Below are 24,806 nucleotides of genomic sequence, written 5' to 3'. Positions count from 1 at the left end.
CTAGAATGGCTGGCGCGCTGGCCCTGGCCGTCAGTTCCCCAGCACGCCGCGCTGGCGCAGTTCCGCATGGCCGAAGTCCATCATGGCCCAGCGCCCGCCCCAATGCAGGCCCACCGATTCGGCCGTCACGCCATACAAACGGTAGCCGCGCATGGCCCAGGCATTTTTTTCGGAAATGATGAGTTTTCCCTCATGCATGAACGCGCAATCGGCGGCCAGGCCGTACTGGTGATAACTTTGAAACGCCTTCGCGTTGGTCACGCCCGGCCCGGCGGCGGCCAGCTGGTCTTGCCGCGCCGGACTGCGGTAGCCTTCCAGCAGCACCATGTCATAGCCGTGCATCTGCTTCATGATCTTGAACACCAGCAGCAGGCGCTGCTCAAAATCCTGGTCCAGCAACTGCCAGTTGCGGCTGGCGCCGCCCAGCAACGGGCGCAACTGCGTCACTTCGGCAGTGGTAAACACCAGCGGCGGCAAGGTGGGAGGCGGCGCCAGCTGCTCGCCCTTGAGCAGGTCGCTGACCTGGTCGTTGATCACATACCGCCGGTCCGCGTAGCCGTGCAAGGCGATGCGGTCGCTCGACAGCCAGGCCAGCAGCGGCGGCGCGGCGATCAGCAGCGCACCACCGAGCGACAGCCAGCGATGCCGCAGCAGCCACTGCCAGAGCTGCGCCACGCCATGGCCCGTGCGATGCCGCGCTTGCCGCCATTGCGCGCCGCCGCCCTGGTTCAGCTTGCGGGCGCGGCCGTGCATGCGCCAGCCCAGGTTGACCATCGCCTGCACCAGCATGGCGCGGCCGGAAGGAAACAGCAGCAGCCAGCAGGCAAACGAAGCGAGCAGGAAGTACATCAGGATCAGCGCGATCAGCATCGGACACTCCATCAAGGGTTGCCAGCGGGTATCGCCAAATCGTAGGCGCGGGCGCGCCGGGTGGGCGCGGCTTTTATCAAATGAGATCGAATCAGATCGAGTTCCGGAGGTACTATTTTGGCGACAAGCACAAGCAAAGGTGGCCGCAAAGGCGGTCCGGACCTGCTGGCACGGGCCGGCATGGCCGATGACAACCGCATCCTGTCGCAGCTGGAACACGGCAGCGCGCCGTTTTCCACCCGGCTGCCGGCGCTGCACTGGCGGCCGGGCTGGCTGGCCATCGTCGGCGCCGTGCTGGGGATGACGATGCTGCTGCTGGCCTGGCTGGCTTACGAGGCCATGATGGAAGCGCCGGCGCCGGCACCAGCGGTGGTGCAGCGCCACGCGCCGCCAGTGCCCGTGCCAGCGCCCGAAGCGGTGCCGCTAACGCCGCCGGCCGCCGCCACCATCATCAATGAGCCGGCCCCGCCACAGGCCGCAGCGCCGGTGCAGCACAAGCGGCATGCGCCGGGCCGGCAGGCGGCCACGCGCACGGTTCCCGTCAAGCCCAGGCCAAGCGCACCAGCCGGCGACAGCGACGTGACCTTGCTGGCGGCAATCGTCGCCCATGGGCAGCGAAACGAGCCGGTGCGCGACGTAGTGCTGCGCAAGGATGACGAGGACACACCCGGGCTGCTTCAGCGCTGCCGCCAGCTGGGCCTGATCGAAGGCATGCTGTGCCGCGCGCGCATCTGCGCCGGCCGCTGGGACAGCGACCCGGCCTGCCATTGAGGTTGAGAGTGAGATCGGCTCAGCGTGCGGCGGCGATGCGTCCTTCCAGAAAAACCCGCATCAGTTCGAGCACCGCCTGCGGCTGCTCCTGGTGCGGCGTATGGCCGCATTGCTCAATCATCGCCGGCACCGCCTGCAAGGCTTTCGCCACGATGGCGTCGACCTGGGCCGCACTGCCGTACTGGTCCGCGCTACCCTGCATCACCAGCGCCGGGCAGGTGATCGACGGCAGCAGGTATTCGATATTCCAGAACTGGAATCCATGACTGAGCCAGGTGTCCGCCCAGGCCTTGAAAATGGTCTGCGTCTTGTCGCCATGGTATTTCGCCAGCCCACGCAATTTGCCGGCGTCAAAGGCGGCGTTGGCCGTGCGGATGCCGGCCAGCGTCACCGCTTCGACAAACACATGGGCCGCCTCGGTAACAATGCCGCGCAAGTGCGCCGGCTGCTGCGCGGCATGGATCAGCGCAATGCTGCCGCCATCCGAGTGGCCGATCACGATATGGTCCTGTTGCGGCAGCAGGCGCCCCAGCACCTGCGGCAATTCGTAGAGTGCGTAATCGTGCACATAGTGCAGCCGGCGCGGCGCCGTCAATGGCGACGACAGGCCATAACCGAGCCGGTCGTACAACAGGCCGCGGCAGCCGGTGGCCTGGCATAGCCGGGCAGGAAAATCCTTCCACATGGCACAGGAACCCAGGCCCTCGTGCAGGAAGACCAGCACCGGCCGTGCCGGGTCGCCATCGATCAATTCGTAATACAGCTCGTGGCCGGGGTTGAGCGTCAATATCGGCATGGGCAGCGCATCAGGGTAAAAAAGATCCGTCCATTGTGCCATCGACGCATGCGCCACGCTCGTGATCGCCGTAAAAATAGATAGCAGGAAAATGCATCTGCGACAGGTTTGTCACAACGCAAATATGCGGCAGCCCTCGCGGTGCCACACCGGCGGCGCGCGCCTAGAATGAACCTCGCCAATCGACAGCCGGCTGGCTCGCAGTCCAATCCATCCACCAGGAGACCATCATGGATACACATGAAAAAAATCTTACCGGCAGCAATCTGCAGCCGGAGTCCACCGACATGCCGCAGGAAGGGCAAACCGCACAAGACGCAGGCGGCCAGGAGGCAAGCGCAAACCTCAACAGCGGCTCGTTCACCACCTACTTCATCTGGCGCGCCAATGGCGTTCAAGCGAACGTCAATTTCACCCAGGCCAGCGTGCGCGCCAATTCGCGCGTCTTCCTCAACATCAGCGAATACGCCGCCAACCCGCAGGAGCGCTTTATCGGCGCGGCGCGCATGGCGGTGTACAACATCGCCCCGTATGACGGAGGCTTCCGCGCCTGGGTCGACATTTCCTGGAACAGCCCGCTCAATATCCGCTTCGACGTACTGGTCGATCCTTGATGCCAGGGTAAGTGTGCAATAACGACAGGGCCACGTGGCAGCACGTGGCCCTGTTTTTTGCGTGCCATGTGCAGCATGCTAGACTGAACCACCATGATAAAAAAACACCTCCCCGCATTACTCTTGTCGGCCTTGCTGCCGTTTCTCGCCTGCCAGGCGCGCACCGTGGAAGCAGCCCCTGCCAGCACCAGCGCGGCGAAACTGGAAACATCGTTCACGCCCGAGATTGGCGGCATAAAGCAGTTCATCGAGATAAAAACCGATGACGCCAGCAAGCCGGTGCTGCTGTTTTTATCGGGCGGCCCGGGCAGCTCGATGATCAGGAACGCCGATGCCTTTACCGCCATCCTGAAAAGCCGCTTTACCATCGTGCAATGGGACCAGCGCGATGCAGGGAAAACCTTGCAGCTAAACCCATCGCCGGTGCCGCCGTCGGTGGAACTGATGCAGGAAGACACATTGCAGGTCATCACCTTCTTGCGCAGGCAATTGAAGCAGCAGAAAATCTATTTGCTCGGCAGTTCCTGGGGCAACGTGCTGGGGTTTCATATCGTCAAACAGCACCCGGAACTGCTGCACGCCTATTTTGCCGTCAACCCTGTCGTCAGCCAGAGGGCCAGCGAGCTGGAACTGCTGGGCACCCTGAAAGCGCACTTCAAGGATAATGCCGCCGCCAGCCAGGAACTGGCCAGCGTCAACCCGGCATTCCAGAGCGATGAAGACCTGTTCTACGTGAGGAAATGGCTTTTCTACAAGGATGGCATGGCGGCCGCCGGCACGGAAGAATTCAAGAAGATGTTCATGCAATGGTCGGTATCGTGGTCGCCAGTCTGGAAGAACGTCATGACGATCGATCTGCGCGACAGCCTGAAGAAAGCGGACTGCCCCGTCTATTTTTTCGTCGGCAAGAACGATATCCAGACTTCGGCCAGCATTACCAAAGCCTATTTCGACGAACTGCAGGCACCGAGGAAAAACCTGTTCCTGTTTGAACGCTCCGGCCATCAGATACACAAGGACGAACCCGAGAAGCTGCAGCAGGACATCATCAACACCCTGTAACGCAAAAAGCCCAACCGTGAAGGCTGGGCTTTTCGTTTCTTGCTTGTTCTGGCTCCCCGACCTGGACTCGAACCAGGGACCTGCGGATTAACAGTCCGTCGCTCTACCAACTGAGCTATCAGGGAAGTGAGGCCGTATTATATACGCCGATTTTTCCTGTGTCCAGAAGCAATCTGCACGGCACCGACAATCCCGCCCTTACTCGGCGCCAAGGTAGATGAACTTGAACAGGAAAATTGCGGCGATGATGTACGCCACCACCGACACCTGCTTGCCCTTGCCCGTCAACAGTTTCAATACCGCATAGGTGATAAAGCCGAAGGCCACGCCGCTGGCGACCGAATAGGTGAACGGCATCATCAGCGCGGTAATCGCCGCCGGGATGCTTTCGGTGCTGTCGTCCCAGTCGATGAAGGTCAGTTCGCGCAGCATCAAACAGGCCACGTACAGCAGTGCCGGCGCGGTGGCGTAAGGCGGCACGGTATGGGCCAGCGGCGCAAAGAACAGGCTGCCCAGGAACAGCAGCGCCACGGCGACGGCAGTCAGGCCGGTGCGCCCGCCCGCTTGCACGCCGGCCGCGCTTTCGACAAACGCGGTGGTGCTCGAGGTGCCGAGAAAGGCGCCGGCGGCGATCGCCGTGCTGTCGGCCAGCAGCGCCTTGTTCATGCGCTCCATCTTGCCGTCTTTCAGCAGGCCGGCGCGGTTGGCCACGCCCATCAGGGTGCCGGTCGCGTCGAACAGTTCAACCAGGAAAAACACCAGCACCACGTTGACGATGCCGACCGACAGCGCGCCCATGATGTCGAGCTTGAACAGCGTCGGTTCCAGCGATGGCGGCGCCGAGACGATGCCATTGAAGTGGTTGCCGCCAAAGAAAAAGCTCGACACCGTGATCACCAGGATGCCGATCAGGATGGCGCCCGGCACTTTCAAACGGTCCAGTGCGACGATAATGAAAAACCCGATGATGGCCAGGATCGGCGCCGGCTGGTGCAGGTCGCCCAGCGCGATGATGGTGGCCGGATTCGACACCACCACGCCGGCGCTTTTGAGCGAAATGATCGCCAGGAACAGGCCGATGCCGACCGTAATGGCCGTGCGCAGCGCGGGCGGAATGCTGTTGATGATCAGCTCGCGCACCTTGAACAGGCTGACCAGGATGAACAGGCAGCCGGAAATGAAGACGGCGCCCAGCGCCACTTCCCAGCTCATGCCCATGCCCTTGACCACCGTGTACGAAAAATACGCGTTCAGGCCCATGCCCGGCGCCAGCGCGATCGGATAGTTCGCGTACAGGCCCATGATCAGGGTGCCGATGGCGGCGGCCAGGCAGGTAGCGACAAACACGGCGTCCTTGGGCATGCCGGCGTCGCCGAGAATGCTGGGGTTGACGAAAATAATGTAGGCCATCGTCAAAAATGTGGTCAGGCCGGCCAGCAGCTCGGTGCGCACATTGGTGCCGTTATCCTTCAGTTTGAAATAGCGTTCCAGGAACTGCATGAGTAACCCCTTGTATTGTTTTTGTTGTGCAAAGACGATTATTTACCTGCCGCATCGGCAGGCTTGAAGGCCCACCAGCGGCTGCCGGCAAAATTCCACACCAGGCCCAGGCCGGTTGCCAGTATCTGCGCCAGCCAGATATGCCAGCCCTGCTGATGCACGAGGAACCACATCAGGCCGGTATTGATGCACCAGCCAACGGCCAGCAAACTGAAGTACTTGGCAGCCGCCTCGCCATGGCCCTTGTCGCTCTTGAAGGTGAAAAAGTAATTGAGCACATAGTTGACCACCGAGCCCAGGATATACCCTACGCCCGAGGCTGCCGCCGCAGCGCCGATGCCGAAGCATTGCACGCCGGCCCATAGTACGGCGTATTGGACGGTCGTGCCGGAAGCGCCGACGGCGGCAAAGCGCAGGAACTGGTGATGCAGGGAATGCGACATGGTTGATTTCACTTGGAGCAATAATGAGCGGCCCGGGCCAGGCAAGAACAAAAAATGGCTACGATTGCTCGTAACCATTTTTCATCCCGCATTTTACTGCAAGTTATGGCAAGAATTCAAAACCGGGCCTTCAATGCTTGCTCTGACGACGCGCGCGCCGCCAGACCAGCAAGGCAATCAGCGCCAGCAAGGCAGCAATGCCAACTGGCACGATAAAGTGCGGCAGGCGGGCCAGCAGCGGCGTTTCGCCACCGCTGCGCGCCTGCGCCACATACGCCGGCGTGACCGTCACGGCCGGGTTGCCATACTGCTTCAGCACGTAGTTGGCGATCGAGGCGATCTGCTCATCGGTCAAGGCTTGCACGTATGAACGCTGGTCGAAGCGCGGCATGAACGCTTCGACTTCCTCGCCCTCCTTGCCGATCTTGCGCTCGACGCCGAACAGGATGGCCGATACCAGGTTGGCCGGCGTGGCCGCGCCGGTGGCCGTGTTATTGAACAAGGCCGGATACGCCTGGCCCGTGCTGCCGGCGCCGCTGGCCGAGTGGCAACTGGCGCAGTAACCGCTGAACAGCACCGCGCCGCTATTGAGCGACTGATGCTCGGTGGAGCTGGCCATGCCGCGCAAGCCTGCTTCTTCGCTGACGGCGCTGCCATAGCTGTAAGCGGCCTTTTGCTGGCCCGGCGCGCGTACCGGTGGCACCGTGCGCAGGTACGCCACGATAGCGGCCACGTCGTCGTCGCGCAGGAACTGCAGGCTGTTCTGGATCGCTTCGGCCATGCCGCCAGCCGCCTGGCCCTTGCCTTCCACGTGGCCGGTTTTCAGATAAGCGGCAATTTCCGCATCGCTCCAGCCGCCGATGCCGCTGATCGCGTCCGAGGTGATATTCGGCGCATGCCACGACCCAAGATTGGCGCCGGCCAGTTGCTGGCTGCCCACTTCAGCCATCAGCATATTGCGCGGCGTATGGCAGGCGCTGCAGTGGGCCAGTCCTTCGGCCAGGTAGGCGCCGCGGTTGATCTGCGCGCTCCTGCCCGCATCGGGCACGAAGCGCTTGTCGTCGAGGAACAGGGCATTCCAGCCCGCCATCGACAGGCGCACATTGAACGGGAACGGCAATTTGGTCTGGCGTGCCGGCTCATCGACCGGTTTGACCGCGTGCATGAAATAGTGATACAGGTCACCCACATCGGCGTCCGACAGCAGCGCATAGCTGGTGTAGGGCATGGCCGGATACAGATGGCTGCCATCGGCGCGCACGCCCTGGCGCAACGCGCGGGCAAAGTCGGCCTCCGTGTAATGGCCGATGCCGCCTTTTTTTGAGGGCGTGATATTGGTCGCGTAGATCGTGCCCAGGGGCGAGTCGATGGCATAACCACCCGCATACGGCTTGCCGCTGGCGGCCGTATGGCAGGCCATGCAGTCGGCGGCGATCGCCAGGTAGCGGCCGCGTTCCAGGCGTGCATCCTGGCCATTGGCGGCGGGCGCCGGCGTGGCGGGACGGTCCGGCGTCAGGGTAACGGGTGGCGCGGCCAGCGCCGAGCTCATGGCGAACAAAACCGCCGCAGCGCTCAATAAGCGGCGCATCATGCTGCCTCCCGCGCCAGGGTACGGGCTATATCGTCGGCCGCGCGCAAGCCAAGCGCAGCCATGCTGAGGGTCGTGTTCACCACGCTGGCCGACGGCATCGCGCCGCCACCGGGCAGCCACAAGTTGGCGTGATCGTGAGCGCGGCAGTTGCCGTCGACCACCGAGTCGGCACGATTCGACCCCATGATCACGCCGCCCATGATGTGGTTGTTGGCGTTCAGGCTGCTGGTGATATTGAATTCCACCGCGCCGAACAGCTTGCCGATATGTTCCAGCTGCGCATGCGCCGCCTTCGCGCCATTGCGCACATAGTCGCCCACGTCATAGTAAATATCGGGGCATGCCAGGCCCAGCGGGTCCTTGCGCGTGCGGCTCAGTGTCAGGCGATTATGCGCCTCCGGCAACGGTTCCAGGCTGATCGACAGGTCGACGCCAAACGCGGCGCGGCGGCGGATCTCGTCATCGAGGTCCTTGCCGACCAGGCCCAGCTTCAGCGACTGCTGGGTAGCAGGCCCGACGCGCGTGATGTTATTCAAAATCATCTTGTTGGCCGAATACTGCGCGCGGAAAGCACCGTCGCGCGGCCCCACCAGGCAGCTGCTTTGCGCCGGGCCACGTCCGGTCCAGATCGGCTCGTTGGCCAAAAAAGTACAGTGGAAACCCGAATGGTCCATCATGTTGCGGCCCACCTGGTCGGAACTGTTGGCAATGCCGTTCGGATTGTTTTTGTTCGCCGCCAGCAGCAGCAGGCGCGGCGTCTCGATGCCATTGCAGGCGATCACGAAGGCCTTGCCGGTCGCCATATGCGACTGTTTTTTGGCGTCATACCAGTGCACGGCCGTGACGCGGTTGTTCTGATCGGTATCGATGCGGTAGACCACCGCTTCGGCCAGCACGCCGGCGCCCTTCATTTCGGCGCGCTCCACATGGTGAATGCCGTTGTACATGGCGCCAATCGGGCAGATCGGCTGGCAATTGTTATTGCCGCAGCAGGTAGGACGGCCCTGCCATGGTCGCGTCGAGCGGCCCTGCGGAATCGGCACCGAACGGTAGCCGTGCGGGTTGACCACCTCGGCAAAGCGCTTGTCGCCATAACCCCAGGGCACCATGTCCATCGGGTAAGGCTTGCTGCGCTCGCTGGGCGACTGCAGCTTCGGATCGTTGGGCCCGGCCACGCCCATTTCCTGCTCGGCGCGGCAATAATACGGTTCCAGCTCATCGTAGGAAATGGCCCAGTCGCGCCCTACCCCGTAGTCGCTTTTCATGCGCATGTCCGACGGCAAATGGCGCCAGCACGACGCGGCCCAGTGCCAGGTCGTGCCACCCACGGTGCGCAAGTATCCCTGCTGGAAACTGCTGCCGCTGGGGCCCGACAGTTCCACATAGTTATTTTTTGGAAAATACAACGGCGCCGGCGCGTTTTCCGCCTGCGGATACAGTCCCTGGAAGTCGGAACCGACGCGGTTCTCGAACGGCATGTTGCGCCAGTTCTCCACCGCCTGGCCGCGCTCGATGCGCAGGCCCGCTTCCAGCATGATCACGGAATGGCCCTGCGCGGCCAGCTGGTCGGCCATCATCGCGCCAACCACGCCGGAGCCAACGATGACGACATCGGCGACGACGTCGCCATTACTCTTGAATTGGGGTGATTTCATTGTGCTTGCTTGCCTTTTGGTTCAGGGGTGCCGGTGGTGGCCGGCGCGGGCACCGGTTTCGGTGCAACGGGCGCAGACACGCGCACCGGCGGCGGCGCCTTCAGCCACCACAGCGGACCATAATTGCAATACGTCGGCACCACTTGCCCATCGGCCACGGTGCGATACATCAGCGCTTCGGCATAGGCTACTACGATGGACTTCGTGCCCCTGCCTGCATCGCCTGCCACCGTACCCGTGTACCAGGCGGCAACGATGGCCAGCGCCAGCTCACGCAGCCCAGCATCGATGGCGGTGGCCGCCGCCAGCAAGTCTTTGGCCGGCTGGCCGGTTTTGACCAGCGCGCCCAGCTCCGGCAATCGCGCCGCAAAGCCCGGCACGTTGAGCCGCATGGCCTGCTCGATGCGCGCGGCAGTTTCCGCGCGCAAGTCCTGATGGCCGGTAATCGCCTGCGACAAGGTGTAAAACAGCATGCTGCCCGGCGCAGGGCTAGCAGCAGCCGCGCCAGCCGGCATGGCTGCCGACAATGGATTACTCCAGAAACCGGCCTGCGCCAGCAAGGCCGCCAGCCCGATCAGGGCATGACGGCGCGTGATGCGCGGCGGAGAAGCATCGGAGGGGTTGGAATCGTGCATGGAACTCCCGCAATATGTTGTTGTGTTGACTTGAATACTTGCGTTGAAGCATATTTGAGCAAATACAATTGGTTTCGTTATTATCCTACAAAAATAAATTGTTCGCTAATGTAGTATTACCACGTGAACAATATCAAAGGAATAAGTGGGAAGCAGCGTAGATGAAAGGACTCAGCAGCAAGTCGCCGCAAAGCAGATGCGAGGCATGATTGACAGCGACGTTAAATTGACCCATCGCGCCGCTTATGACTGACCCAGGCTTCGCTCCGGAAAGTAGCACTCGAGCGACGGCTGCACATATCTCAATGGGTCAACGGATATCGGTCGCTTGGTTCATTTTGGCGTCGGGGCCAACAGAGGCCCCAAGAAAGCCAACACCATTGACTTGAAATCGATTTTTGACTTCAGCAACCACTGAATCAAGGTTTTGTTTGACGGGTATTAGCGTTCGCGAGAGGAAAAAGAAGTTTGGTCGCAAGCCACTCAGCAACGGGTACAGCCACCGCGTCACCCATTGCCTTATAGCCGTCGGTGTAGCTACCAGGAATTTTATAGGTATCTGGAGCGCCCATAAGGCGCGCTGTTTCTCGCACAGTGAGCAATCGGCTTTGGAGCTTGCCATTCTCGCGAATGACTAAAACTTGGCGGCTACTGCCGCCACTTGGAGTTCGAAGGCAGCCGGCTACATTGTCAAAGCGCAGCTCCAACACTTGCTTGCTTCCCCGCATCCGCTTATAGCCAGGCGCGACGACAAGCTCATGTTCTGGGATCGCGTTTAAAAAATCAGTTTGCTTCGGCGATATCAACCGAAGATTGCGCTCGTCTACTTTGGCATCCGAATACGCCGCCTCGAAATCGATGATGTCGGACAGCGGTTTGACGCGCGCGGTTGGTTGGGGTAAGTCCCACCACACCCAATCTGGGAGACCCACCGCAGCCTTGCGAACCGCCTCCGGATGACACCAGGCAGGAGTGGAGCGCTCGAGCTCAGGCGGAATAGAAAGCTCGCGTTTGATGGCGACTACAAAGATACGTGGTCTAGACTGCGGCACAAAGTAGACAGCGTCAATCACCATGGCTCCAACCTTATAGCCTCGCTGAACCAGCGCTTCATGCAGAGTACGGTAGTGGGCACCGCCGCCGGAGGAAACCAGCCCTAAAACATTTTCAGCTACCAAAAACGGCGGCGGCTCGGGCATCTCATCGATAACGCGGAGCCATTCCCACACTAGGCCACTGCGCTTGCCATGAATACCTCCGGTTTGTCCAGCAAGGGAAAGGTCCTGGCAAGGGAAAGACGCCCACGCAAGCTGAGCCACGGGAAGATCGCTCCCTTTCACATCCGCGATCGATCCCAAATGGAAATGTTTACCTGAGTGATTAGCGGTGTAGACTGCGGCTTTCTTCGCGTCGATATCGTTAGCCCAAACGGGATTGAAAATGCCTTTCAAACCCTGCGCGACGAGGCCGCTTCCGGCGAAAAATTCAAAGTAGGACAGCAACTGCTTGGGGACGGCCGCAGGTAGAACATTTTGAACTGAATCCAACTGCTCAGGGGAGCAGTCTTGGAGCATAAGATCAGGCGACATGAAAGAGATAGACATGGGCATCATTTTATCCGAAATACCGGAAAAGCTTTTAGGCAAAAAATATAGTATTCATGAGCGTTGCCCCTCGAATCAGAGACTTCACCTAGACCGTGCGGCCTGCCGCTGATTTACTAAATTCAGAATACTAAGTTGAGAACTTTTCTGGTTAACCGACGCGCTGCTCTCTTAAATCCGCCAAGACGCGAAGTGGACGCCGCTCAAGATTGTAAGTGTCGACAGGAATCATGCCTTCTTGGTAGTCCCTCCCCAAAATTGCCCTGAGCGCCTCCGGATCTTTTTTCCAGAGCGGGTGTAGCACCACATAGCGCCAAGTCTCCTTGCCGCTCTGCTCAACGATGCATGACAGCCCAGTATGTGGCAACTTTTCACTTCGCATAGCACTCGGCCGCATTAACGCCACTTCTTCGGCAAGTGCGTGCGCCCGCGTTCGCCATCCGGCCAATTCAGGCAACTCGTCCTCACTTGGATTGAGCCCGCAGCTGTAGGCTGGGTTGGCCAACGCGCGCAAGTACGCAAGGCCTAGGCGCCAATCAAGCAAACCGTGATAGCTGCGGTTGCCAAACCGTTGAACACAGCGGTAGCAGGACGTCATGCACTGGTCCTGGTGATGGACGGCGTGTGGATGCTTCTCTACAAAATCTTTAAGCGGCCAAGCATCATCGCGCGACAAAATCGCCTCAACGATCTGTCCGATGTAGGAGGGCCCACCCGGTACACTTGGTTCACCAAGTCGGCGACATAGACCGGATCCATTGATCAGGGCGTCAGCGATCTGCAGCATTGGCCTACCGCCCCGCAGTCGGGGCTCCAACGCTACAAACTCTTCCGGCGACACGTCAAGCTCAAGCGCCGCCCGCTGTATAAGGATTTGCGTGGCGCTAATGGCCGCAGCGCGCGCGGCGATGTCTGAATGATCTCCTTTTCGGGCTACGCAGTCCAAGTTGAGGCGCCGGTCAAACTCGCGCAATTCGAGATACACCGCATCCGTTTCCTTGCGGGCTACGAGACCGACGGAGAGGCCTTGCTGACCCAGTTCTGACAGCGGCCATCTAGCAGGGTTCTTTTGGCGTACATTGGCCTCAATAGCTTGCCCATCCTTCAAGCGCAATGTCCCACCAGAGCCCGGAATGGAAACACGCGTGTCCCCTGCCTCGTCAACAAGGAAGCGCGTTGCCTCGCCGTCGGCGTCCATCGGTCCATCGTTCAGTTGTAAGATGGTCGCACCCGCCCCGCGCCAGATCCGCATGTTCGCTTGGTCAACAGGTATCCCTTCTTTCAGTACTGTCGCCACCGTACGTTGCGATAGTCGTGGCGTTGTTTCCTCTTCGTTAGAAGGAGTGAAATCAGTGCGGAAGGCCGCTGGTGTAACGTAACGGGAAAACACATCCTTCGGCAGGATAGTCTGGCAGTCGTCGCATGCAGCATCGCCATCTGGCTCATTCTCAGTGAATTTGGCAGCCCCACAGGACGCGCACAGCGCCACGTAAGATTGCGTCTCCCACCAGCGCCCCACTGCTTGCGCAGTCAAGGTCCCACGATAAACGGGGTCAGTCAGGTTGCTGGAAAATCCGACCACTTTGTGCCGCAACTTGTCTTTCACCAAGGAATTTCCTGGAGCATACTCAAGCACGGCCATGTCCAGATCGCGATCCATTGTCGACCATGCGTACTCATTCTTTTCGCCCCGCTCTTCACGCAGTCCGAGATAGAGATTCCTGACGCGGGTCGGCATGCCGTACATTGGGAAGAGTCCCCCTTCGGCGAGGAACTTCGCAAGTCCATAATCTGCATCAAGAGCATATTCTCGCAGCGACTCGATCTCCTCAATAACCTTGGACGGTGTCGCATTGGCGAGTAATCGATTACGCTGTGCTCCCGTCACAGCCGCATTCAGGAACGCGTCGCGTTCGGAGAGCGTGGCCTCCAGCGCAGCCTTTAAGCGCAAAGACCACTGCGCAGCAGGATCATGGTAATAATCGCGCGTCGTCACATACTCGCCGTGGACATCAGGCGGCGTTAGCGCGTCGCCTGGATACGGCTTGTTAGCTTTCGCACAATCGTCCCTCAATTTTTGGAATGCTGCACGCAGCCACGCTTTGCGCAGCAGCCGCATCGGGATGGGGTCGTGTTCCACGGCCAAAAATGGCGGGGGCGGCGCGTCGCCGGTAATGGCATGAGGATGTGCAAAGTAATACGCATCGTGCGACCGTCCGCGGCAGAAAGTCACGACAAATGAGAACGCCTGGGCTCGACGGCCTGCACGTCCGACGCGCTGCTGGTAGTTGAACCGCTGCGGTGGCATATTCGCCTGATAGACCGACTGCAGGGCACCGATATCAATCCCGACTTCCATCGTAGTGGTAACGGAGAGCATGTCGATTGCGCTCGCGCGTTTTTCAGTTTCGCTTTCTCCATTTACAAAGATGCCTTTGAACTTACGTAGTCTATCGGCGAAGTCTTCTGTTTGCCCAGTGAGCTCTTCGACTCGAAGGCGAAAACGTGGCACACCATCAGCCGCGCCGCGAACGATCCGCTTTCCAAGGAAATTGGTCGTCCACAGATCGCCGGCGCGACCGACCGGCGACTTGTCTAGCGCTTCGCCGCAGCGCGTGCACAAACCGAAACCGGTGTGCAAATGCACGCGTTCACAGTTGCGGCACCGCCAGTAAGGGTCATTTTCGTCTGCCACCTTAATGTAAAGGTGTTCGATGCTAAACAACCCTGATCTATGTCCCGCCAGGGAAAAGCGCTGTAGCAAGTCCGTCAGACCTGCAATAGGGTCTGTCGGGAACACCTTATCGGCGATCTTTCTGACGCGATTTTTAATCGGCACATCAATACCCTGCACCCACTCTCGCACTTTGCCGTCTTCGACAAAATGGTTGTCCTTGATCCGGTAGGCACCGGCAAACACGCGCAGCCAGGCATCCATCGCGTTTTGGCTTTCGCCAGAGTTTAAACATGGGTATCCCAGGCCCGTCTCCTCAAGCGAGTAAAACGTATTAGCGAAAATCACGTCATCATTGAGCTCGTACTGCTGTTTAAGAATTTTCGCCGTCAGATCCGCCTGGGCTGCGCCAGTCAAGTTGTTCGCATATTCAACAGATCCATTGGCCTCACAGAACAGTTTATGCCACGGATGATCTCCGTATAATGCGCGTCCATACCGGTCAAACGGATGGATGCCCATGTTGACGAATGCCGCAACGATATCGCCCACACCTGCACCATTGGCCCCGTTCAGGAGATCTCTGAGCGCGACTTTGCGCAATGCGCGAACTTGATCGCCTTGGCGCTGTCCACCGAACCGCTTAGACAAATCCTCCATTCCATCGTAATCGCTTGCTTGTAACAGGCGACTCATCATTTCCTTGTATTGTTCCTCGCTGAGTTGTTCACCTGTTGGCCTCTCAACACGAGCTCGCGCAGCCGCTACCAGAACCTCCCGACGCAAGTCGCGCAAGTGCATTTCCTCAATGTTGAGCGCCTGATTAGCCGCATCCTGACGACTGTCCGAGAAGCAGATGCCCTTAGGCTCGGCACCGACCGCGTGCAGTAGCTCAAACATTTCGGTTGCCACTAGCTGGGATGCTTTTGAGACACCGGTACGGAACGCACGAATTGGTGAACGCTGGCGGCTTGAGGACGGTCTACGCGAATAATCAGTGCCACATTTCGGGCAGCAAAACGGCTGCGCAGACTTTGCGCGCTTCGGTTCTGTCTTGGAATTGTTACCATTGCGACCGGCACTAACGGCGTTATCGGTCTGAAAATACAAATAGCCGCCAACGTTACCCGCTGGGATCTCCAGACCACATACAACAACGCCGGAATGTGGGTCTAGATGTGCCGGCTGCCACACGTCGTAATCGTATTCCGGAAGCATCGGTGCGGTACGACGCGGCCAAAACACTGCAAACTCTTCGAACGTCATGCGGTCGTAGTAGTCGTTGGCGGCACGTTCAGGAAGGTTTTCCAGATTACCCGATGACGGCAGCAGTTCGGTCGACTTAGAGATAATTCGACGCTCACCGCGCTGGCCGCCGAGCAGCATGTCGCCGCACGCTTCACAATACAAAAGCTCAAACAGCCTTCTGCCTTTTGCCTGATTTGCACGCGGCGGTGCATGCGACAGTCCTCTTTCGACCGTCAGGTCGTCAAAGACAATGCCGTTTTTCGTGGCCGTCGGCGCGCCGAACAGCCCTTCAATATTGCGGATGAAGGTGTGTACACGGAATGCTGGCGTATCGAGTGCCACACGCACTTTCCAAATTTTCGATTCCGGCAAGGCACGCGCCAACATCAAGCCTCGCAGTGCCGCGTCGAAGTCTTGCACGTCACCTTTAAAAAGCCGTTCGCTGATGACAGAGGCTGATGAAGCGCGTACCCTGTTTTGTTCACGACAGGCGTTTGTCAGCGCAGCGGCAGCTGCCTCGGCCACCTTGACGACCAGCCTTCCCTCGTCTTCGTCAGCCACTCCAAGTGCTAACGCAGTTCCCTTGAGCGCATGAGTGAGCTCTGGCGTGCCAGTCAGCTTGGCAATAAAATCCGTGCGCGAGCCGAGCCCCGCCTTGAACAGCGCCTCAAACGGTGCAGCATCGAGCTTTCCCTGGTCCCAATTCGGAATGTTCGGGGAACCCTCGACGACGCACGTCTTCCAGAAGCCGGCGTCGTCTTTGCCTAGGTCGCCCGCAGCAACACTCGTGCCATATGGCGCGAACATGTCGCGCAAATACTGTCTAGAGCGCTGGCCATCGTCGCCATCCATCGGCATCGACGCGGATGACGCAAGGATGCGCAGTTTGTACCGGTGCTTGGGGTTCGCCAAACCTAGCCTCTCAATGAGCGCTTTCGCCAGGAACGAGACCTCTGTACCGGCCGATCCGCGCACAAGGTGCAATTCGTCGAACACCAGATAAAAATAGGCGTCATCATTGGTCAACAGCCACTCGCGCGTTTGCTCGAAAATGGGGTCTTCAACCTCTCGCGAAAGCATTGCACCAAGCATCGACGCGTTTGTAATCAACAGGTCAGGAGGCGTATCCTGCATGTCCCACCGGGACAGCATCTCGCCACCATCAAGGGCAGGAAAAATATACCGAGTTGTCTCCGGAGCCCCTGGCGCATCGCGACCTTCCTGATCAGCTAACGCGCGCTCTAAGTTAAAGCGTTCCATTTCACTCGAATCATGCTTACGCGCCGCGTTTTGGTCCTGTTCTGCGCGCTGCAAGGTAGAGCGCAATTTCGTAAGGCGCCGCTTTCGTCGCTTTTTCTCCTCAGTGTCGCCGGTGAGCCTTGGATGCGCTTGATGCCCAGTCACCTCGATGCCGCTCGTGTACTGTCCAAAGAATACGCGGTTTCCCGAAAACCGCTCAGTCATAACCGCACGCGCCTCTTCCGAGTCAAGCGTGCGGCGCAGGCGCACCATTTGATCTTCAACGAGCGCGTTCATCGGGTAGAGCACCAAAGCGCGGACGGCTGCAGGGCGGCGTTCGCCAGCGCGCGCCAACGACCAATCAGCTGTGGCACTGCGCCACCACTGCTCGGTCATGTAGCTCCTGTCGGGACTTGTCCAGTTAACAGCTTCGTTTGCAATCGCAGCGAGCACTGGCAACATGAAGCTTTCAGTCTTTCCGGAGCCGGTGCCAGACGTGACTACGCCAGGATGTCCCGGACGCACGCCACGCTCAAGCATATCGAGTTGATGGCGGTACGGCGCGTAGTTGGAAGCGCGGCGAATGTCGCCGCTGCTGGGCTTACCTTCAAACAGGCCCGACAGGGCAAGTTCTGCAAAAGCCCGGCGACCTTCCTCGGACAACGGTGCAAGAGGGCCATCTGCCCTTCTGGCTAGGTCCTCCAGCTTGACGTCGTCGCTCTTGTAGCGCAACACCGGTTCAATAAATGGTTCAGTTGTAAATGCACCGAGCGAGTTTAGCAACGCGCGGCGCGCCGCAGCGGAAGCCGGATCGGAAATACGAAAGCTGGTCTCCACATAGGAGATGAAAAAATCCTTGATACGGTTGAAACCGCCAATCGGGTCAAGCATTGAGAACGCTCCGCAAAGAGATGGCGGCGGTGCCGCTAGAAGTCGTGAAAAGTTTGATGAACATGGCCGCTGATGCGTTGGTGTCCATCTCGCGCGCCTGTGCAAGAACGCGTAGCGCTCTTACGCTACGGGCCGCGCCCAGCGTCTTCACATGCTTGATGAGATCGGCCACAGCCAATGTGGTGTCAGCACGGGCAGCTCCCGGATCTAGCTCGTCTTTCGGTATGGAGGCATTCGTTCTCGCCATCGCCAGAGCGAATTCTCCATTTGGGGCCAGCGCGTCGCTGATATCCAGGCGCACAGCGTGGTTGAAGAGCGCCGACGCCTCGTCGCAGCCTGAGTCTTCAACGGTTGCGCACAGCAGCAAACGTCGTGGCAAATCACCTTGTTCCGCGCAGTTGCACAGCGATGGATACCAGAAGCGAGCGCCCGAGCGTTCCGCTCGCTCGATGACAGCGAGACTGGTTCGCGGCTCGTCCGCTGCGCCAACGGCGCTGCGTAGTGCATATCCAAGCCTAGTGGATACGCCGAGTCCAGGGCGCACCCAGAGATCTTCAAAAGTAATTATCGTTGGGTCCGCTTCTATCCGGATAGCGCGCCCAGCCGAAAGCATCATTTCGGCGACCGACAGAAAGTCGAGCACGCCTGGGCCGCATAACACCGGAACCTCCCCCGCAAGCATAAGCGCGGCGAACTGCAACATGAGCTCCTTGCCCTCTGTCGACAACAGTTTGGACACTGCGATGTTTTCGCCCAGCTTTGCTGTCGATACAATTGCGGCACCGGCAGGCATGTGCAGAGTTGGATATTTCATCTCGAGCGCCGTCAATGTCGCCCGCTCTGCCAGCAATGCCGTATGAACATCGTCTGCCTCGCGCCGAAGCGCCTCCAGCGACCTGTTGACATCGTTTGCTGCGGCAAGCAGCGGCGTCAATGCGCGTTGAACCTCGTCTTTCGCCGCCGTCAGGTGCTTCACCTCCTCGCTAAGCGCGACATGCTGGTTTTCGAGGGTCAGAACAGCCGCCTCTATGGCGGCGCGTCGCGCGCCGGAACCGCACCGCAGCATTTCTTCTTCAGCAACCTGCCGGTGGTCGAGCTCGACCTTGAGTTCATTCAAACGCTGCTTGCGAGCTTCCTCAAGTTGAGACAGTTGCGTCCGCTTGATCTTGTCTAGCTCATTTTCAAGTTCTTGCAGCATATTTTCACGGTGGGCCGCAATTTCCACCGCGACTGCCTTCCCGGCCCTACTTCGCGCCGCATCCCGCTCCTCTTCAGCGATCTGTGCAGCGCACGACCTGATGACGCTGCTAATACGTTCGTCCGCTGTGAACGCGTCGATGAACTTGCGAAGCAATTCCTGATCATCGGCAAGCCGCTTGGCCATTTTGCCAGCCCGAATGGCGTCGTTCGCTGCAATGACATCGGACGGATCAACTGATGTCAGCGATCGCCCCCGCTTTGCGAACCCGTCAAGCCACGCAATAAGGTTGTGCGCGTGCACGTCGCCGGCACTCGCTGCGGCGCGTGCAATGCGTAGCGCAAAAGCATCATCGCTGGCCCAATCGTAGGTGAATTTGTTGGGCGCATTGTTCAAGTCATATAACTCGATATCGCCGTCGTCCGTCGTCACCGTCGCTACGCATGCCGGGTCGAAATGGTACGCGGGAACTTTGCCGGGGGTGCCCGCCAGATGCGCGGCACCGTCCTGCTGTTTCAAGTCGAGCAGAAGTACCTCATCGTTTGCACAGCGGACAATCGATACGCCGATTAAATGCGGCAATTTGATACCTTCGGTCGTCAGGCGGCGGTGCACCTGGTCCTGACCGCCGTCTGTTGAAAAATCCGCATACCGGTACAGACGGCGATGCTGACCTGCCTGCCACGGTTTTGTCTTTATACCTGTCGGTGTAAGCGTAAAAGCCACCCAATCCAACAGGCGTACATGCCGAGTATCAGTAGAGCGCCACTCCAGGCTATCCATACTCTTGAACAGAGCCTTGCGATTTTCGATCGGCCGCCATACGCCATCGACCTGTTGGACCGCAGCTTCGAGTTGCGCGCCTTTGTCGTGCTCTGCGCGCTTGAGGCAGCGCCCCGCGTACCAGACCAAATTATTAACTGCCATGGTTGTTCGCCTTACTCACCTTAAAGTGTCAAATTTCCATCAATCCATTGGGGGCGCAACGCTCCCTGGGAGCGGCGGGCCCGAGAAAGCGCTGCGCCTGGCGTGAGCGCGCCCTCGGCTGTCAGTCCTGAAACGCATCCCGGCAACAATGCAGCGACCCAGCGGGCATCCAAACTCGTTGCCGGGTAACTGTAGACGCCGTCGTCAAACCCACCGCTCGCAAGTGTTCGCCTGCGCAGTGTACGACCAATGGCGTCGGGGAGCGCGCCATCTCGACCGGTGACATTCAAGTGTCGTCCATCAAATGCGAACAGGGGTACCGAAGCGGCGGCATGCGCGGCGACGATTGCGGCACAACGGGACAAGAAGTGAGCGCGGGCACCGTTAGATTCCACGCGATACACATCGTGGTCGGTATCCGCGCGGTGGGAAAGCAACGTCAGGTTAACGGCTGCATCATTCGCTCCGGCACCAAGGAAACGACGGTTGCGCCAACACCATGAGGCCGACACGCTGTAATGTTCCGCACGCCGCTCTGTTGCCGCCAATGCGAGAGGCGCGGTTCTCGGTGTCTCCGGCCGACCTACATGCTCCCACTGCATTACACGCGCCAATTGTTCCGCATTTGCGCCAATCGCGCCTACGACCGGTACAGACCAGCGCGCTGCGCCTGGATGGCGGAAGGGCGTTGCGCCCATGGCCTTTGCGGCAACAACAAAGGCGTCGAGCATTTGCACGCAAAACGCGCCTTCCGCAAGTGCGACAGGCCCGGCCGAGCTGTCGACGCTAACGATGCGTGGAGCCGACAGCGTCCATACCCGGCCCTTCCATCCTCGCCGCAACCTGGGCTCAATGACGCCGCCGTCTTGCAGCATTCTCAACGTGCGCCACGGTACTGCAGCGGCCTCCTGATCAGAGCGCCTGAGCAAGCTAACGATATTAGACTCATCCCATCCACTGGCACCATTCGCATAGATTACCTCAAGCAGCCATTCGAGGGCGTCATCGGCCTGGCCCCACGCAGGTGTATCCAGGGCGGGGCAGGTCACCTCTCTGCCGGATTCTAAGGCCAAACGATCCCAGTCGGCCAGCAGTGGTTGGCTGCGTCTCGCGCCACCCAGTTCATAATGAGGCGCCGCATGATTGACAAACTGCACATTCAGCCTCCAGTGCGGCTCGCGCTCTCCTACCGCAAGACGCGGCTCGATTACGCACGTTCCAGAGAGCGGGTGTTGTGCTGCAAGTCGAAGCCCGTCGGCTGCCGAGATGGTCAATTCGGGCTTGCCTGTCCAGGAAACAATGCGAACCTCTGATGTGTCTGATGCGATCTGCGGCAGAAAACCCGGAAGACCAAGCCAAGCCCCATTGACGCGGACACCATCTGATACTGCGGGCCGAAATAGCCCTACGTCCCCTGTCATCAATCCGCACCGAACGAGCTCGTCGCGAAGCTTCTCGGCGCTAATTGGATCAACGGTCAGACGCCAGTCTAAATATCGATCGACTCGTCCCATGCGACCTTGAGTGCGCGAAGCGATCTTGTTATGATAAGCGGCAAATACCAGCCCTCGACATTTCCCCAAGTCCGGCTCCGCAGTCCATCGACCCATGCCTGTTTGTTTGAAAAAAATCAGTCCGCGTGCCACGCTTGTGCCTAGGTTAGGGCTGTTCAAAACGAACCGATCGTCCAGTGCAGCAGCCAACGTCTTATAAGGACGAATCTCAACGTCGCCTTCGAGTTCGACGCTAAACTCTCGCTCATCGTCAACCGTCAGCGCAATCTCGATCTGCGCGAATGGCATGCTCTTGGACTGAGCCCCGGAGCGAACATGATTGATCAAGGCCCAGAAACGATGGTCAGCCAGCGCGCGTCGTTGCGAGTAATATGCCCTCTTGAAACTATCGAAGGCCTCGCTTAGTCCAACCGAAAAGCTTTTCTTATTTGAGTAATTCCAAAAGGCGTGGATAACAGCCGTTGGCTTGTTCAGATCTTGTATAGGTGTCGATGCAAGGACGCGACGCACGGTGCTGACGTCAGTCCGGTTGGGAAACGACAGTCGCAGTGTATAGCCGATATGCACCCAGTTACGGGGATGCTCCGGCAAGACAAGCCGTCTAACTGGGCGTCCCGCCAGCGATTGCTTATCCAGCCACGACGCAAGCTCTTCCCACATCAGTTTTACGCCGGCAAGATTATTGAATGCGTGCTTTACCTTCAGCCAGGCGGCAAGCTTCGAGCGAAACTGGTCGTTTTCATACTCATCTCCACCTAATAGACCAGCGACTAGGAGCGTCAACGCGAGCGGGACAAAGCAGTTGGGAACGTCTTGGGATGGATATTTGGAGGAGCCTTTCATCAAGACATCACACAAATAGTTCTGGTTGCGCAACAGGGTATTGCGAAACGCTTGTTCGACTTCAGCCGCGCAACTTGCGTCCATCCCGCAAGCAAGCGCGAGGGCAACTGGACTTACTTCTAAGGTGCGAATGTCGGTCGCGTCGCCGTCGACACCGACTGCAAGAAAGTGCCGCACCAAGATACGCTCCCACTCGTCAATGCTAAATGGGACTTTATGTTGAGCCTGCTTGCCGCCTAAGTTCATCATCCTACAATCGGCGCTTTATTTTTGACATCTGACGCTCAGCATTCACGCTGATTCTTTTGCGAGGCACGTAGAAGATGGGCGCTAACAGCTATTGTCAGCTAACAAAGACGATAGTATCAAATTACCAATGGAAACGCTATGTGATTTTTACAAGTATCGCAGGATAGACGAGGATGCGTTAACAAATTAACGCTCTATGAATTGTACCCGCACTTTGCTTGGTTTTTGCAACGGCGCAACACATGGCTAATAGGTACCCATGTTGCGGCAACACTAAAGCCGATGCGCTCGACTAAGCGGGATTATGAAACGCAAAAAGCCCAACCTGTAAAGGCTGGGCTTTTTTGCTTTGCTGCTTGTTCTGGCTCCCCGACCTGGACTCGAACCAGGGACCTGCGGATTAACAGTCCGTCGCTCTACCAACTGAGCTATCAGGGAAGTGAGGCCGTATTATATACGCCGGGTTTTCAGCTGTCCAGATTCTGCCTGGAAAAATTTCAGCGGTGCCCTACCCTGCTTTTCATAGGTAAATCAGCCCGGCACTTCCTGCGGGAGGTAGTCGAATACCAGCACCCGCGCCAGCCACGGTTTGAGCAGTTCGACAAAGGCCAGGTGGGCCGGATGGGTCAGGTAGACGTCGCGTGCGGCAGCGCCGTCGAAGGTCAGGGTGAAGCAGTCGCTGAAGCCGTCGTCGAGGCCCTCGGGGCTGACGTTTTCGCCCCACTCGAATTTCAGCACGCCGGGTACGCTGTCTTTAAGCAGGGAAAATTCGTACACCAGCTCGGCGTGTTTGGCGGGGGTAATGTCGCTGTTGAATTCGCACAGGACGATATGGCGCAAGGCGGCGGTGCAGGTCATGGTGGCTATCCTTCTCGTAACGTTCAGAAAGAGGATAGCGCAAATCGGCAAAGCGGGTTGAGGGCTGTAAAAGATGCTTGCCGTGAAAAGCAGCGCTGAAAATGAAAAAGCCACGTTTTTCAACGTGGCTTTCAAATTCTGGCTCCCCGACCTGGACTCGAACCAGGGACCTGCGGATTAACAGTCCGTCGCTCTACCAACTGAGCTATCAGGGAAAAGAGGCAATATTATATGTCGCTTATTTCGTATTTGCAAGACTTATTCAATACGACTTCTGCAACTTTCTACTGCCTTCGGTGCTGCTCTTGCAAGCAGCGCCGAAGAAGCAAGATCTTAAAGCACTTTGGCAATCGCGTCAATGACGATGTCGATATTGCGCGAATTCAATGCTGCCACGCAGATACGACCGGTGTCGACGGCGTAGATCGACTGCTCGCGCAGCGATGCCACTTGCTCTTTGCTCAGGCCGGAGTACGAGAACATGCCGATTTGCTGGCGCACGAATTCGAAGTCGTGGCCTGGCGCTTTTTCCTTCAGTTTTTCAACGAAGGCATTGCGCATTTCGCGGATGCGCACGCGCATGCCGGCCAGCTCTTCTTCCCACAGCTGGCGCAGTTCCGGGGTCGACAGCACGGTGGCGACGACCTTGCCGCCGTGCACTGGCGGGTTCGAGTAGTTGGTGCGCACCACGCGCTTCAGTTGCGACAGCAGGCGCGACGCTTCTTCCGCGCTCGATGCCACCACGCTCAGCGCGCCGACGCGCTCGCCATACAGCGAGAACGACTTCGAGAACGAGTTCGACACCAGCAGCGGGCCGCCGGCCTGGGCAAAGCGCAGCACCACGGCGCCATCTTCGGCGATGCCGTTGGCGAAGCCCTGGTAGGCCATGTCGAGGAACGGCACCAGGCCGCGCGAGGTCACTACGGTAATGATCTGGTCCCACTGGGCGACAGTCAGGTCGGCGCCAGTCGGGTTGTGGCAGCAGGCGTGCAGCACCACGATGGAGCCGGCCGGCATGTTATTCAGGCTGGCCAGCATGCCTTCGAAATTGACGCCATGGGTGGCGGCGTCGTAATAGGTGTAGTTGTTGACTACGAAACCGGCGCTTTCAAACAGCGCGCGGTGATTTTCCCAGCTCGGGTCACTGATATAGACCTGGGCACCGGGTGCGAAACGCTGCAGGAAGTCTGCGCCGATCTTCAGTGCGCCAGTGCCGCCGATGGCTTGCACGGTAACGGCACGACGCTCTTGAATCACGGCACTATCAGCCCCAAATACCAGTTCTTGTACCGCTTTGTCGTAAGCCGCAAGGCCTTCGATCGGCAGGTAGGTGCGTGGCGCGGCCTGTTCGATCAGGATCGCTTCAGCTTTGCGTACGCAAGCTAACAGAGGCACTTTGCCGTTGTCGTCATAATAAACGCCGACGCCGAGATTGATTTTAGCGGGATTCTGATCCGCGTTAAATGCTTCGGTGATACCCAGAATCGGGTCACGTGGGGCCATCTCGATGGCGCTAAACAGACTGGCAGAAACAGTTGGGTTCGTCATGATAAGATTGGATTCGATTGGAAGCAGGTTCACAGCGGAGTTGTTGACAGCGCCCAAATAACGTTAATACTGCTTC

General features: G+C 58.9%; 16 protein-coding genes and 3 tRNA genes. 3 read left to right on the top strand and 16 right to left on the bottom strand.

Translation table 11 applies throughout. From position 1 onward, the window contains the following. Positions 1-30: 30 nt before the first annotated feature. Positions 31-870, bottom strand: a complete 840-nt coding sequence (locus AC0Z42_RS06775) for a M15 family metallopeptidase (RefSeq protein WP_485467477.1) — start codon at positions 868-870, stop codon at positions 31-33. A 117-nt stretch (positions 871-987) separates the two neighbouring features. Between AC0Z42_RS06775 and AC0Z42_RS06770 the strand changes: the two genes are divergently transcribed. After that, positions 988-1,641, top strand: coding sequence for a hypothetical protein (locus AC0Z42_RS06770; protein ID WP_485467476.1), 654 nt, complete (start codon positions 988-990; stop codon positions 1,639-1,641). Positions 1,642-1,660: 19 nt separating this feature from the next. On the opposite strand, the gene AC0Z42_RS06765 is transcribed toward AC0Z42_RS06770, so the two are convergent. Next, positions 1,661-2,437: an alpha/beta fold hydrolase gene (locus tag AC0Z42_RS06765; RefSeq protein WP_485467475.1), complete on the bottom strand. Its 777-nt coding sequence runs from the start codon at positions 2,435-2,437 to the stop codon at positions 1,661-1,663. Positions 2,438-2,667: 230 nt separating this feature from the next. Between AC0Z42_RS06765 and AC0Z42_RS06760 the strand changes: the two genes are divergently transcribed. Then, positions 2,668-3,051 carry a hypothetical protein gene (locus tag AC0Z42_RS06760; RefSeq protein ID WP_485467474.1) on the top strand — a complete coding sequence of 128 codons (384 nt, stop codon included), beginning with the start codon at positions 2,668-2,670 and terminating at the stop codon, positions 3,049-3,051. Between the two features lie 93 nt (positions 3,052-3,144). Further along, complete coding sequence (locus tag AC0Z42_RS06755) at positions 3,145-4,113, top strand: alpha/beta fold hydrolase (protein ID WP_485467473.1); 969 nt, start codon at positions 3,145-3,147, stop codon at positions 4,111-4,113. 49 nt (positions 4,114-4,162) lie between these two features. On the opposite strand, the gene AC0Z42_RS06750 is transcribed toward AC0Z42_RS06755, so the two are convergent. The 14 genes from AC0Z42_RS06750 to AC0Z42_RS06685 all read right to left on the bottom strand — a co-directional run bounded on the left by AC0Z42_RS06750 (position 4,163) and on the right by AC0Z42_RS06685 (position 24,730). After that, positions 4,163-4,238: transfer RNA gene (locus tag AC0Z42_RS06750), tRNA-Asn, on the bottom strand. A 73-nt stretch (positions 4,239-4,311) separates the two neighbouring features. After that, on the bottom strand, positions 4,312-5,613 hold the full coding sequence (locus AC0Z42_RS06745; RefSeq protein WP_485467472.1) for an NCS2 family permease: 1,302 nt from the start codon (positions 5,611-5,613) through the stop codon (positions 4,312-4,314). Between the two features lie 38 nt (positions 5,614-5,651). Next, positions 5,652-6,056: a GtrA family protein gene (locus AC0Z42_RS06740; RefSeq protein ID WP_485467471.1), complete on the bottom strand. Its 405-nt coding sequence runs from the start codon at positions 6,054-6,056 to the stop codon at positions 5,652-5,654. A 130-nt stretch (positions 6,057-6,186) separates the two neighbouring features. After that, on the bottom strand, positions 6,187-7,647 hold the full coding sequence (locus AC0Z42_RS06735; RefSeq protein WP_485467470.1) for a c-type cytochrome: 1,461 nt from the start codon (positions 7,645-7,647) through the stop codon (positions 6,187-6,189). Beyond that, positions 7,644-9,302, bottom strand: a complete 1,659-nt coding sequence (locus tag AC0Z42_RS06730) for a GMC family oxidoreductase (protein ID WP_485467469.1) — start codon at positions 9,300-9,302, stop codon at positions 7,644-7,646. Before AC0Z42_RS06730 ends, AC0Z42_RS06735 begins: the two co-directional genes overlap by 4 nt. After that, positions 9,299-9,937 (bottom strand): sugar dehydrogenase complex small subunit, encoded by a 639-nt coding sequence (locus tag AC0Z42_RS06725; RefSeq protein ID WP_485467468.1) that lies wholly within the window; start codon positions 9,935-9,937, stop codon positions 9,299-9,301. The genes AC0Z42_RS06730 and AC0Z42_RS06725 overlap by 4 nt, the downstream gene beginning before the upstream one ends. A 419-nt stretch (positions 9,938-10,356) precedes the next feature. After that, positions 10,357-11,541, bottom strand: coding sequence for a DNA cytosine methyltransferase (locus AC0Z42_RS06720; protein WP_485467467.1), 1,185 nt, complete (start codon positions 11,539-11,541; stop codon positions 10,357-10,359). Positions 11,542-11,692: 151 nt separating this feature from the next. Further along, a complete protein-coding gene (locus AC0Z42_RS06715; RefSeq protein WP_485467466.1) occupies positions 11,693-17,593 on the bottom strand; it encodes a DEAD/DEAH box helicase in 5,901 nt (1,966 codons plus the stop codon). Then, entirely contained in the window at positions 17,586-19,718 is a 2,133-nt protein-coding gene (locus AC0Z42_RS06710) for a hypothetical protein (protein WP_485467465.1), read from the bottom strand. The genes AC0Z42_RS06715 and AC0Z42_RS06710 overlap by 8 nt, the downstream gene beginning before the upstream one ends. A 20-nt stretch (positions 19,719-19,738) precedes the next feature. After that, positions 19,739-22,324, bottom strand: coding sequence for a hypothetical protein (locus AC0Z42_RS06705; RefSeq protein ID WP_485467464.1), 2,586 nt, complete (start codon positions 22,322-22,324; stop codon positions 19,739-19,741). Between the two features lie 362 nt (positions 22,325-22,686). After that, a tRNA-Asn gene (locus AC0Z42_RS06700) sits at positions 22,687-22,762 on the bottom strand. Positions 22,763-22,855: 93 nt separating this feature from the next. Beyond that, a complete protein-coding gene (locus AC0Z42_RS06695) occupies positions 22,856-23,182 on the bottom strand; it encodes a Dabb family protein (protein WP_485467463.1) in 327 nt (108 codons plus the stop codon). A 139-nt stretch (positions 23,183-23,321) separates the two neighbouring features. Continuing rightward, positions 23,322-23,397 (bottom strand) — tRNA-Asn (locus AC0Z42_RS06690). Between the two features lie 118 nt (positions 23,398-23,515). Beyond that, entirely contained in the window at positions 23,516-24,730 is a 1,215-nt protein-coding gene (locus tag AC0Z42_RS06685; protein WP_485467462.1) for an amino acid aminotransferase, read from the bottom strand. Between the last annotated feature and the right edge of the window lie 76 nt (positions 24,731-24,806).

This window comes from Janthinobacterium sp. 1L-D-8-B-C4 (genome assembly GCF_057291295.1).
This window is presented reverse-complemented; position numbering and strand designations above follow the sequence as displayed.